The sequence below is a fragment of the Woeseia oceani genome (genome assembly GCF_001677435.1).
Classification (GTDB): domain Bacteria; phylum Pseudomonadota; class Gammaproteobacteria; order Steroidobacterales; family Woeseiaceae; genus Woeseia; species Woeseia oceani.
This window is the reverse complement of record NZ_CP016268.1, coordinates 3,276,699-3,288,865: the sequence shown is the minus strand read 5'-3', so window position 1 is coordinate 3,288,865 and position 12,167 is coordinate 3,276,699. Positions and strand designations below refer to the sequence as shown.

The 12,167-nt window shown below is 60.3% G+C and carries 12 protein-coding genes and 1 pseudogene; 1 reads left to right on the top strand and 12 read right to left on the bottom strand.

Going from position 1 to position 12,167, the window contains the following annotated elements:
* Positions 1–20 precede the first annotated feature (20 nt).
* On the bottom strand, positions 21–401 hold the full coding sequence (locus tag BA177_RS14855) for a DoxX family protein (protein WP_068617471.1): 381 nt from the start codon (positions 399–401) through the stop codon (positions 21–23).
* Positions 402–606: 205 nt separating this feature from the next.
* Here BA177_RS14855 and BA177_RS14850 point away from each other — a divergent pair, with 205 nt between their 5' ends.
* Complete coding sequence (locus BA177_RS14850; protein ID WP_197493104.1) at positions 607–1,227, top strand: pyridoxamine 5'-phosphate oxidase family protein; 621 nt, start codon at positions 607–609, stop codon at positions 1,225–1,227.
* Positions 1,228–1,236: 9 nt separating this feature from the next.
* Here the strand turns inward: BA177_RS14850 and BA177_RS14845 are convergent, their stop codons facing one another.
* The 11 genes and pseudogenes from BA177_RS14845 to aroQ form a co-directional block, all read right to left on the bottom strand.
* The gene (locus BA177_RS14845; RefSeq protein ID WP_068617469.1) at positions 1,237–2,445 is read right to left on the bottom strand and encodes a molybdopterin molybdotransferase MoeA; all 1,209 of its coding nucleotides are present in this window, start codon (positions 2,443–2,445) and stop codon (positions 1,237–1,239) included.
* A gap of 5 nt (positions 2,446–2,450) precedes the next feature.
* Positions 2,451–3,737, bottom strand: a complete 1,287-nt coding sequence (gene purD / locus BA177_RS14840) for a phosphoribosylamine--glycine ligase (protein ID WP_068617466.1) — start codon at positions 3,735–3,737, stop codon at positions 2,451–2,453.
* Between the two features lie 10 nt (positions 3,738–3,747).
* Positions 3,748–5,295, bottom strand: a complete 1,548-nt coding sequence (gene purH / locus BA177_RS14835) for a bifunctional phosphoribosylaminoimidazolecarboxamide formyltransferase/IMP cyclohydrolase (protein WP_068617464.1) — start codon at positions 5,293–5,295, stop codon at positions 3,748–3,750.
* A 13-nt stretch (positions 5,296–5,308) separates the two neighbouring features.
* Entirely contained in the window at positions 5,309–5,590 is a 282-nt protein-coding gene (fis, locus tag BA177_RS14830) for a DNA-binding transcriptional regulator Fis (RefSeq protein WP_197493102.1), read from the bottom strand.
* A 66-nt stretch (positions 5,591–5,656) separates the two neighbouring features.
* Positions 5,657–6,643, bottom strand: a complete 987-nt coding sequence (gene dusB, locus BA177_RS14825) for a tRNA dihydrouridine synthase DusB (RefSeq protein WP_068617462.1) — start codon at positions 6,641–6,643, stop codon at positions 5,657–5,659.
* 74 nt (positions 6,644–6,717) lie between these two features.
* Positions 6,718–8,766: a DUF3426 domain-containing protein gene (locus BA177_RS14820; RefSeq protein WP_231892458.1), complete on the bottom strand. Its 2,049-nt coding sequence runs from the start codon at positions 8,764–8,766 to the stop codon at positions 6,718–6,720.
* Positions 8,767–8,784: 18 nt separating this feature from the next.
* Positions 8,785–8,886: pseudogene (locus BA177_RS19195) on the bottom strand (MJ0042-type zinc finger domain-containing protein); the annotation flags it as partial.
* 9 nt (positions 8,887–8,895) lie between these two features.
* Positions 8,896–9,783, bottom strand: coding sequence for a 50S ribosomal protein L11 methyltransferase (gene prmA, locus BA177_RS14815; RefSeq protein WP_068617458.1), 888 nt, complete (start codon positions 9,781–9,783; stop codon positions 8,896–8,898).
* Positions 9,784–9,796: 13 nt separating this feature from the next.
* Positions 9,797–11,137 carry an acetyl-CoA carboxylase biotin carboxylase subunit gene (accC, locus tag BA177_RS14810; protein ID WP_068617457.1) on the bottom strand — a complete coding sequence of 447 codons (1,341 nt, stop codon included), beginning with the start codon at positions 11,135–11,137 and terminating at the stop codon, positions 9,797–9,799.
* A gap of 9 nt (positions 11,138–11,146) precedes the next feature.
* Positions 11,147–11,620, bottom strand: coding sequence for an acetyl-CoA carboxylase biotin carboxyl carrier protein (gene accB / locus BA177_RS14805; protein WP_068617455.1), 474 nt, complete (start codon positions 11,618–11,620; stop codon positions 11,147–11,149).
* Positions 11,620–12,072: a type II 3-dehydroquinate dehydratase gene (gene aroQ / locus BA177_RS14800; protein ID WP_068617451.1), complete on the bottom strand. Its 453-nt coding sequence runs from the start codon at positions 12,070–12,072 to the stop codon at positions 11,620–11,622. The genes accB and aroQ overlap by 1 nt, the downstream gene beginning before the upstream one ends.
* Positions 12,073–12,167: the final 95 nt, after the last annotated feature.

Sequence of the window (12,167 nt, the reverse complement as noted above, 5' to 3'; positions counted from 1 at the left end):
CAGTCGGGACGGTGTATCGGCTATTTGCGCAGATTGTCGATGCTCCAGATGCCGCTGCCTTTCGTGGAAATATACAGAAAGACAAAGCAGTACAGCACCGCGAGTTCGCCACCGTTCAGGATAGGCAGAAAGGGCTCGGGTCCGTGTGCCATCCAGTACGCCGCAGCCATCAGGCCGCTGCAGAGAAAGGCAACGGGCGAGGTGAAGAGGCCTGTCATCACCAGCAGTCCGCCGACCAATTCGATGCCGCCAGCTACCCAGGTGATATGGGCGGGTGGCTCGTAACTCATTGGCGGGTAGCCGAGCAGTTTTTGACTGCCGTGCCAAAAAAACAGAAAGCCAGTGAATATGCGCATCAGCGCATACGCTTGTTCGTGGAAGCGCGCAGTTGAGTTCAGCATGTTCGATTCCTTCGTAGTTAGTCGGCGGGTGGCATTCGATTTCGTTCAGAATGCATGAATCAGCACCCTTGCGCTACTGTGTGGCCGTTTTCGTCCGGCAACTGTGCATTGGCGAGGGCCTGCAGTACGCGCTACGTTCAGTGCTCCGGTAACTGTGGAGGCTGCGCACGTGACTGCCGAGCTAAGCAAAACGCAACGATCAACAATGAGTCGGCATCCTGAGCGGGCGACCTACGAGCGCGACATTGCTTTCTCGATCCTGGACGAAGGGTTGGTCGCGCATGTAGGTCTTACGACGCCAGACGGCGTTGTTGTGCTGCCGATGACCTACGCGCGCATCGCCGACAAGCTGTACTTGCACGGCGCGGTTGCGAGTCGCTGGTTGGCGAGCTTTGATGAGGGCAGCGATGTCAGTGTTTGTGTCACGCTGCTCGATGGCCTGGTGCTGGCACGATCGGCATTTTCTCATTCGATGAACTACCGTTCGGTTGTGGCGTTCGGTACGGCGACGACGGTCCGTGACGACGAAGAGAAGCAAAAGGCCTTCAAGGCGTTTCTTGAGCACATGCTGCCGGGACGCTGGGATGATTCGCGGCAACCGAACCGCAAGGAAGTGGCTGCGACCACCGTGTTGTCATTGCGTATCGATGAGGCGAGCGTCAAGGTGCGCTCGGGTCCGCCGAAGGACACGGCCGGCGACTACGCGTTGACCCACTGGGCTGGGGTGATTCCGTTGTCGTTGACCTCGGGTGAACCACTCCCGGACCCGGCCATGGCAGCGCCGCCGGCTGTTCCGGCCTACGCCAAAGATTACTCGCGAACCTAGCGCGATCTGTCAGCTCTGCGCCCAATGGAAAAACGGCTGCAGGCTGTCGGCCGGGAAGTCTGTTTCATCGGCGGCAAGTTGCAGATAACCATCCGTGCTGGCGAGCGTCGTGAAGTCGCCCGAAGTGTTGGTCGGTACTGGTTGCGCCCGTAGTTGACCGTTTTCATCGGCGGTCAGCTGTGCGGGTAGAAAACAGGTCAACGCGGGCGCAAAGCGGAACGGAGCTGCGAGTCGCACCGTCACTGCGGCTCGCGGGGATGTTGCCGATGCCGTGAGGAGTGCAGGCAGTACGTAATGCCGGCAGCAGGTCAGTGCCGATACAGGGTTGCCCGGTAACGCAAACACGAGTTGTCCTTGCGGCCCGGTGCCGAACCACATTGGCTTGCCAGGCCGCTGGCTCACCTTGTGGAAGATTTTGCGAACCCGCAGATTGCTGAGCACCTGTGGGACGAAATCCGCCTGCCCCATCGATACGCCGCCGCTCAGAACGAGCACATCGCTGTCCGCCAGTTGTTCGCCAATGTGCTTTTCGAGCACGCTTTGCTCATCCCGCAGATGCAGGTGCGCGCTGTCGCTGAAGCCCTGTTGCTGCAGCATGGCGACAATCGCGGGCCCGTTCGACATACGAATCTGGTGTGCTTCGATCGGCGTGCCGGGCGCTACAAGCTCGTTGCCGGTCGATATCACCCGAATGCGCGGCAGCTTCGATACCGGCACCTCGGCCAGCCCTGCGGAGGCGAGCAAGGCGACATCGATGGCGGAAATTCGGCGTCCGGCTTCCAGCAGGCAATATCCCTGGCGGTGATCCGAGCCGCGTGCATGGATGAACTGCCGGGCCGTCGCGTCGTAGTCCGGTTCTACGTGGATGTTGCCGCCGGCCCGGGTAGTACGTTCCACCGGAATGACGCAATCCGTACCCGCAGGCAATACGGCGCCGGTCATGACCTCTATGCACGCCTCAGCCGTGGCCAGGCTCAGCGCCGGGTCACCGGCATGCTGCGAGGCCGCAATGGCAAATTCGCGGCGTCCAGCAGCGTAGGCACTGTGGCGTACAGCAATGCCGTCCATGGTGACGCGGTCAAAGGGTGGCTGGTCGCGTTCCGCGAGCACGTTCTGGCGCAATACCCGGCCGGAGGACATTGCCAGTGGCACGCTTACTTCAGGCCAGGTGGTTAACGCTGCCAGGATTGCATCAGTGGCCGCGGTAACGCTCAACATGTCGCTTATTGCGCCTCGCGGGCGATCGCCCGGTAGCCGATGTCACGGCGGCAGAAAGCGTCGTCAAAACTGATTCTGTCGACTCTCGCGTAGGCGGTATCACGGGCCTCCGCGACGCTGTTGCCGAGGCCGACCACACACAGCACCCGACCGCCGGAAGTGACCACGGTGTTGTTATCCAGTGCGGTTCCGGCGTGAAACACTTTGCTTGTGTTGTCGTCGGCGGCGGACAAACCCTTGATGGGACGGCCCTTCTCGTAGCTCTCCGGGTAACCACCGGCGGCCATGACCACGCCGAGCGCGGCTCGCGGATCCCATTCGATGTCTTGTTCGCCGAGCTTGCCGTCCAGTGCGGCGATGCACAATTCGACAAGGTCTGATTTCAGCCGCGACAAAATCGGTTGTGTTTCCGGGTCGCCAAAGCGGCAGTTGAACTCGAGGACCCGCGGTGTGCCTTCGCTGTCTATCATCAGCCCGGCATACAAGAACCCGAGGTAGTCGATGCCGTCTTTCTTAAGGCCCGCCAGCGTCGGTTCTATGATTTCGCGCATGATGCGTTGTTCGAGATCGGCGGTTACGACCGGTGCTGGCGAATACGCGCCCATGCCGCCGGTATTGGGGCCCAGATCGCCGTCATCACGCGCTTTGTGATCCTGTGAGGTGGCGAGTGGCAGGACGCTTATGCCATCGCACATGACGATAAAGCTTGCTTCCTCGCCGGCCAGGAACTCTTCAATTACGATACTTGCGCCAGCGCCGCCGTAGCGCCGGTCGCCGAGCATGTCGTGTACCGCCTGTTCGGCCTCAGCCAGAGTCTGCGCGACCACCACACCTTTGCCAGCGGCGAGTCCGTCGGCTTTGATGACAATGGGTGCACCGCGTGCCCGCAACCACTCCAGCGCGGGTTCGATCTCGGAAAAGCTCGCGTAGGCGGCGGTCGGAATAGCGTGGCGTGCGAGGAAATCCTTGGTGAAGGACTTGGAGCCTTCAAGTTGCGATGCTTTGGCGTTCGGGCCGAAGCAAGGCAGACCGTTGTCGCCAAAGCGGTCGACGATGCCAGCTACCAGTGGTACTTCAGGTCCGACGATCGTCAAACCGATGTTCTCGCTGCTCGCGAGCTCGAGTAGTGCATCGATGTCGTCGGCGGCAACCGCCGCGTTCCGGACTCCCGGTTCACGCGCTGTGCCGGCATTGCCGGGCGCGACGATGACTTCACTGACCGCCGGAGACTGGGCGCACTTCCATGCCATAGCATGCTCCCGGCCGCCGCCTCCTACGATCAGTACTTTCATGGGCTTGTACTCAATGCCGGAAATGACGCATGCCGGTAAAGACCATCGCGATGCCGTGTTCGTCGGCCGCGGCGATGACTTCGTCGTCACGCATGGATCCGCCTGGCTGGATAATAGCCGCTATTCCGGTAGCTGCGGCTGCGTCGATGCCGTCGCGAAACGGAAAGAAGGCATCCGAAGCCATGACCGAGCCTTTGACTTCCAGGTTTTCGTCTGCAGCTTTGATGGCCGCAATACGGGTGCTGTAGACGCGGCTCATTTGACCTGCGCCGACACCGATGGTCATGCCGTCCTTGCAGAACACGATGGCATTCGATTTCACGTACTTCGCAACTTGCCAGGCGAACAACAGGTCTTTCAGTTGCCCGGCGTCCGGTGCCTTTTTCGTGACGGTACGCAATTCAGCCGCTGTCACCTTGCCATTGTCGACGGTTTGCACGAGCAGTCCGCCTGACACTTTCTTGAAATCGAGACCGCCTTCGACGGCCACGTGCGCGCCGGTGCACAGTACCCGCACGTTTTTCTTGCTGGCGAGTACGTCGCGCGCTGCGCTGTCGATGTCAGGTGCCACGATGACTTCAACAAACTGGCGGTCAATGATTGCTTTGGCCGTCGCGGCATCAAGCGGTCGGTTGAACGCGATGATACCGCCGAATGCCGAGGTGGGATCGGTGCTGAACGCACGGTCATAAGCGCTCGCAATGTCCTTGTCGACGGCAACACCGCAAGGGTTGGCGTGCTTGACGATCACGCAGGCGGGCTCCGCAAACTGACGCACGCACTCCAGTGCCGCGTCCGTATCCGCAATGTTGTTGTAGGACAGTTCTTTGCCCTGTAACTGTTCGGCGTTTGCAAGGCTGCCGGCCGCGGCCGTCTGATCGCGATAAAACGCAGCCGACTGGTGCGGGTTTTCGCCGTAACGCAATGTTTCTACTCGCTGCCCGGCGTACAACGCGCGTTCGCCCAGCGGGTTATCGCCAAGTACACCGAACAGGTAACGACTGATGGCCGTGTCGTAACTGGCGGTGTGAGCATAGGCTTTCGCAGCGAGACGACGGCGCATATCCGCATCAAGGCTGCCGTCCTGCAACGCGGCCAGAACGCTGGCGTAGTCATCAGGGTCAACGACTACCGCAACGCTGGCATGATTCTTCGATGCGGCGCGAATCATTGCCGGGCCGCCGATGTCGATGTTTTCGATGGCATCGTCAACCGTCGCATCAGGCTTGCGAATGGTTTCTTCGAACGGATACAGATTAACGACAAGAAGATCGATTGGCTCGATGCCGTGTTCTGCCATGACCGCTTCATCGGTGCCGCGACGTCCCAGCAGACCACCGTGTATCACGGGGTGCAGCGTTTTAACGCGCCCGCCCATGATCTCGGGAAAACCGGTCTTGCTGGCGACTTCGATGGCCGGTATGCCGGCTTCATCAAGCTGTCGGGCTGTACCACCGGTGGAAAGAATCTCGATACCGAGTTTGGCGAGCCCACTGGCGAAATCAGTGAGTCCCCGCTTGTCCGAAACGCTGACAAGCGCCCTGGTCACTGTGGTCATGCTTTGCGGCCTTTTATTGCAGCAATGAATAAGTTCTGAGCTTTTTGCGTAACGTTCCGCGATTGATGCCGAGTATGCCTGCCGCCTGGCTTTGGTTGCCGCCGGTGTAATCCATGACGGCCTTGAACAGCGGTTGTTCGACTTCGCCCATGACAAGGTCGTACAAATCGCCCGGCCGGTCGCCATTCAGACTGGCGAAATACTGGCCCAGCGCTTCTTCGGTGTGCTTACGCAACGGCTTTTTTGTGTTGAGTGTTCTCAATTCTTTTGACTTTGTAGTGTTCTGTTTAGCCACGATCTGAAATTTCCCCGATTGAGAATGACTATTTCAGGCTTGGCGCCTCCCCCTGTGCGATGCAGTTCAGGCGGCTAGCAGATCGTGGTCCATGCGTTCGGCAAAAAACGCTAGTGTCAATCGTACTTGTTCCGCTGCACTGTCTACGCGAACCACCTTGGATCGGAACTCAGTGGAGTCCTTCAGCCCGTTGCAATACCAGGTGAGGTGTTTGCGGGCGACTCTTATTCCGGTCGTGTCCCCATAAAACCGGTACAGGTCGCTGAGGTGGTCGAGCATGATATCACGCACATCATTTTTTTCTAGCGGCCGATAGTTTTTTTCAGGTGTGATCAACTGGTTCAATTCGCGAAAGATCCACGGCTTTCCCTGAGCGCCACGGCCAATCATCAATGCATCTGCGGCGCTTAGCTTCATTACTTCAAGCGACTTCTGCGAAGTCGTGATATCCCCATTGGCAATGACCGGAATTGTCACTGAGTTTTTGATTTCGGCAATTGTGTTGTATTCCGCATGGCCCTTGAAACGGCATGCGCGCGTTCTGCCATGGACGGCGATAGCCTGCACGCCGCAATTCTCCGCGATGCGCGCGATCTGTGGGCCATTGCGGTGTTCGGGATCCCAGCCGGTACGTATCTTTAAGGTGACCGGTACATCGACGGCCGCAACGACGGCGTCGAGTATCCGCGCAACCAGTTGTTCATCCTGCAATAACGCAGAGCCGGCCAGCTTGCTGCACACTTTCTTCGCCGGGCAGCCCATGTTGATGTCGATGATCTGCGCGCCACGGGCAACACACGCCGTTGCCGCCAGCGCCAGCTGGGCAGGGTCGGAACCTGCGATCTGCACGATGCACGGCTCGGCGTCCATGTCGAGATCAAGACGATGGCGGGACTTGGCGGTTTGCCACAAGCGGGTATCCGCGGTTGTCATCTCGGACGTGGTCAGCGCAGCGCCGAAACGGCGGCACAGCTTGCGAAACGGCGCGTCCGTGATGCCGGCCATTGGCGCGAGCACGAAGCGTCCGGGAATTGTCCAGAGTCCGATTTGCATAACGGGAAACTATCTCTGCGGGTGGCCATTGTAGCCGACCGGGGCGGCAACTGGCAGCCGAGCCTTTGGGCGATTTACTGGCGGAAGTCTTCGATGGCGCAGCGCAGCTGCTGTGAGCCGGTTCGGTAGCAGACATTGAGCTTGAAGCCGGTTGCCTCGGCTGCCGGCGAGTCGATAGTAATGACGGCATTGAAGTCGGCGCCGGGTGCCACCGGCTTGCGATGACTGACGTTGCCCGCCAGGTATTCTTCCGGGCGCAGGATCCGGCTACCGACGATTTCCTCGAAGCGGTCAGTGAGCGAAACGTACACGAGCGGGTAGGGCAGCGCCTGATTCGACTTGTTCGAGATTCGGGAGTTGATGGTCAGGCGCTGATCGGTGTTGTCCGTGCTGCCCGTGGTGGATTCGAACCGCCAGCCCCTGACATCCCAGGCAGGCGTAACGGGCTGGCCGATGGCGCGGTAAATCGGCGCCAGCGTGCTTTCGAAGACGGGCGAGGTTGCCAGGGTCGCCCGGTTTGCGTGCAGCAGCTGCGCTGCGAGCAACAGGCCTAACACGAGGGTGGCGGCAATACCGAGGCCGCGCCGTCGGCGGCTGGCTGGCGGCGCGCCTGCTGCAGTGCCGTCCGGTGCTTGTTGGTCGGCGTCCAGGCCCGTATCCAGCAGCTCGGTGTTGAACTGCAATTCTGTGTCGCCAATCAGGTCGGTTACCGTGTCACCTTCCATGATGATGGTTTCCACCAGCAGGTTCTCGCCGGCATCGTGTTGCCTGTCGTCCGGGTCGTCGGCGCTTTCTGCTGCCGCGCGCATCAGTTCCTGATCAATTTCCATCTCGACCGAACGGTCATCGACAGGCTGCTCAGGCGCGCTTTCGTCATCTGCCGCGGTGTCATCGTCAGCCTCCCGGTCAACAGACAGGTCGGCAGCCGGTGCATCATTCGCCGTCTCGTCGGGTGCTGCGTCGGCGCTGGCCTCTGCATCGGCGGCGGCGTCTTGTGCCCGGGCGCTCGAGAGCCTGTCGTCTGTCGGCTCGTCTGCAACGCGTTCGGCGGCGTAATCGTTGTCGGTGTCGGCGTCGGCGTCAGCATCAGCGTCAATATCGTCGGTCAGCCGTTGCGCTACCGTTTCGTCGCCATTGAGGTCGGCTTCCAGTTCCAGCTGCGGCGCATCCGGTTCAGGCACGAACTCACTGACGACCAGCGTGTCGTCGGTGCCCTGCGGAGCGTCGTCACTGTGTAAATCAGTGTCGGCGAGCTTTAGCGAAACCTCGTCCGTTGCAAGCTCAACACTGTCGCCATCGGTGTGATCCTGATTCTGTAACGCGGTATCGTCGCTAGCGTCTGTATCGACTTCCCGGTCGTCGTTGGTGTGGTCGTCGCTGAGCGGGTCGCTGGCCGGTGCCTCGCTCTCGTCGTCCGTCGTCACTTCGGAGAGCAGGTCTTGCCATTCATCGATGTCGCCGAAGGCAAGCTCGGCTGACAGCTCTTCGCCGGCCATCGTTGGCGTTTCGTCCACGTCAGGAGATGTCGCCGTCGTCAGGTGCTCGCTATCGGCTTCGGGTGCGTCAATCGGAAAATCATCCGACGGTCGGAAGAACTCGTCGGGCAATGGCGTGTTGTCGTCGTAACGGATGTCCTGCCGTGGTTCCGTTGCCGGATCGTCCGCCGTTGCGCCCTCGAACTCAGCGTCGCTGGTGCCGATGTCCATTTCAGGGGCGTCGCCGGCTTCGTGCTCCTCAATGCCGATCTCGTCGCTGTAGGCAGGTTGCTGCGCCGCGCTGTTGATCTCTGACTCGTCACTGGCCTCCAGTTCGGCAGCTGCGTGCGCCGAATATTCGGCCGTGCCGCCATTGTCATCGGGCACGTCGTTGTCCGCGTCCTCGAGGCTCCACTGAATGGCCCCGGGCGACTGGCTGTCGTCGGTCTCGTCGGTGTCCGCGCCGCCATCGTTGCCGGAATCGTTGTCGACATCGAGTACCCGCCATTCAACGCCGGTGTCTTCAATGCGCACCGCATCAGGGCCGGTCAACTGATCAAGTGTTTGCAGCAGCTCTTTGCTGCGTTCATCGAAGGTGTGTGCCGTCTGGGTGTTGCCCGGTTCGTCGTCGGGGAGATCTTCCGCCAAATGGTCGATTGCATTGAACGTGCTGCTGCACCCGCCGCAGCGCACGCGGCCGTGCGCCTGCTTGAGGATTCTTGCGTTCAGTCGGAATGCGCTTTTGCATTCCGGGCACACTGTATACATGCCGCTCTCTCAGCGTTTGCGACCGGACAGCCTGGCCCAGTCGTCGTCAAATTCCGGTGGGTCCAGATCAATCCACCGTTCATAGGCTGCGCACACATCGTCGACCTGATGACGGAGGATACCGGAAAGTACCAGCCATTCCCCGTCGGCCAGTCGCAGAGACAACCATTCGGCATAGTCGATCAGCGGCGCTGCCAGTATGTTGGCGATCACCAGATCGAACACTTCGTCGGTTCGTTCAGTCTGCGCTGTGAGCCGGTCGGCGACGTCGTTCTGTGCGGCGTTGCTTTGCGTCGCCGTAATGGCCTGCGGATCAATGTCGATAGCCAGCGCATCGGCCGCGCCGAGCCGCAGCGCGGCGATGGCGAGTATCCCGGAGCCACAACCGAAGTCGAGCAGCGATTTACCCTGAAGTTCGCCGCGTTCGTGCTGTTGGTCCAGCCAGCGCAGGCACAGCGCCGTGGTCTGGTGCGTGCCCGTACCGAAGGCGAGACCGGGGTCCAGTTGCAGGCAGATGGCCTCGTCGGCGACCGGGGGCTGTTGGCCACTCGGGCATACCCAAAGGCGGGAACCGAAACGCATGGGCCGGAAGTCCTTCAGCCATTCCCGTTCCCAGGGGCGATCGGCGAGGTCTTCGACGTGGCAGTCGGGCAGTGTGTCCAGCGCGAACTCGGTACGCAAGGCATCCTGCAATGCGACAAAGTCCGCATCGGGTGAGAACAGGCCGGTAATCCGGGTGCGGGACCACAAGGGTGTTTCACCCGGTCCAGGCTCGAGTACCGGGTCATCCCCTGCGTCGCTGAGTGTGACCGCGTGCGCACCGTGGCGCAGGAACAGATCCTCAACCGCCTCCGGTGGAAGCGTTTCAAGATCCATTACAAATTGACGCCAGTCCATCGTTGCCGGGCCGCTAGAGACCCAGCCGCTTCTCCAGGTAATGGATGTCGGTGCCACCCGCCTGAAATGCTGCGTGCTGGCAAATTTCCTGGTGCAACGGGACGTTGGTCTTGATGCCCTCGATAACGATTTCGTTCAGCGCATTGCGCATGCGTGCAATTGCCGATTTGCGGTCGCTGCCGTGGGTGATCAGTTTGCCTATCATCGAATCGTAGTTGGGAGGCACGCGGTAGCCGCTGTATACGTGGCTGTCCACGCGCACGCCGGGTCCGCCGGGCGAATGCCAAAGGTGCACCATGCCGGGTGATGGCATGAAGGTCTTCGGGTCTTCAGCGTTGATCCGGCACTCTATGGCGTGTCCGTAAATGCGCACATCGTCCTGGGTGATGCTGAGCCGCTCACCCGCTGCGATTCGCAGTTGTTCCCTGACAATGTCGATACCGGTAATCATTTCCGTAACCGGGTGTTCTACCTGCAGGCGGGTGTTCATCTCAATGAAGTAGAACTCGTTGTTCTCGTACAGGAACTCAAAGGTCCCCGCGCCGTGATAGCCCATGTCCTGGCAAGCGCGTACGCAACGTTCGCCAATGCGTTGGCGCTGTTCTTCGCTGATGCCGGGTGCCGGTGCTTCCTCGATCACCTTCTGATGGCGCCGTTGCATGGAGCAGTCGCGCTCACCGAGGTGCACGGCATTGCCGTGCTTGTCCGCGAGTATCTGGAATTCAATGTGGCGCGGCTGCTCGAGAAACTTCTCCATGTAGACCGTTTCATTGCCAAACGCCGCGAGGGCTTCTGACTGGGTCACCGTGATCGCGCTGGTAAGCGATGCTTCTGAATGCACCACACGCATGCCGCGTCCACCACCGCCGCCAGAGGCCTTGATAATTATTGGGTAGCCAATCTGGCGCGCCATGCGCAGGTTTTCTTCTGCATTGTCGCCCAGCGGCCCGTCGGAGCCGGGCACACAGGGTACGCCAGCGTCCTTCATCGCCTTAATGGCCGAGACCTTATCGCCCATCAGGCGTATGCATTCCGAAGGCGGGCCTATAAACGTAAAGCCACTTGATTCCACGCGTTCCGCGAAATCGGCGTTTTCGGAAAGAAAACCGTAACCCGGGTGTATGCCGACCGCGTCGGTCACTTCGGCCGCGCTGATGATGGCAGGCATATTGAGATAGCTTTCGCTGGACGGCGGCGGGCCGATGCAGACGGTTTCGTCGGCGAGCAAAACGTGCTTCAGGTTGTTGTCGGCAGTGGAGTGCACAGCAACAGTCTTGATGCCCATTTCGCGACATGCCCGCAGGATTCGCAAGGCAATCTCGCCCCGATTTGCGATGACGATTTTATCCAGCATGACCGGCGCCTAGCTTGTGCGTTGGTCGATGACGAACAGTACCTGGCCGTATTCCACCGGGTCGCCGTTCTGTACGCGAATCGATTTGATCGTGCCGGACACTTCGGCCTCGATCTGATTCATCATCTTCATGGCTTCGACGATGCACAGCGTGTCGCCCGGGTTGATGCGATCGCCAGCCTGCACAAACGGTGCCGAGCCAGGCGTCGGCGACGAGTAATAGGTGCCGACCATGGGCGCCGTCACCATGTAGCCTTCTTCCTCGGGCTCAGCCGGGCTCGCCGCGGCAGGCGCAGCCGCTGGTGCGGCGGGTGCTGGCGCGGGTGCGGGCTGCGCCGCGGGTGCCGGCATCGGTGCCATCATGGGTGCGTTTTGCGCGTAGCGAGAGATGCGTACCGACTCTTCCCCTTCCGTGATCTCGATTTCCGCAATGCCGGATTCGTCGAGCAGTTCGATCAGTTTTTTAACCTTGCGTATGTCCATCAGTCTCCCTCAGCATCCATGAGCCGCTTGTGGGCAGCCTGCAATGCAAGTTCATAGCCTTGTGCTCCGAGGCCGATGAGGCAGCCCGCAGCGATATCACTGAAATAATTGATTTGCCGAAATTCTTCCCGCGCATAGGTATTGCTGAGGTGAATTTCGATGAAAGGCACCGCGACGGCCAGCAGGGCGTCACGCAGCGCAATGCTGGTATGCGTTAACGCCGCCGGATTCAGCAGAATGAAGGCGATGCCGTCATCCGCCGCCCGTTGCACGCGGTCCAGCAGTTCGTGTTCGGCATTGCTCTGGAAACACACCATTTCGTGGCCCAGTCGCTCGGCCTGGGTGACCAGTGTCGACTCGATTTCCGCGAGATCGGTGCGGCCGTAGACCCCGGGTTCCCGCGAACCGAGCAGGTTCAGGTTGGGTCCGTTTAACAGGAGCAGTTTTGCCATACGCGGAATGAGCGCCAGATAGCCGAAGATGGCCGCAATTCTAACCCTTTTCAGGGCAGTTAACGCAAGTGATTCGGGCCGGAAGAATTTTCGCC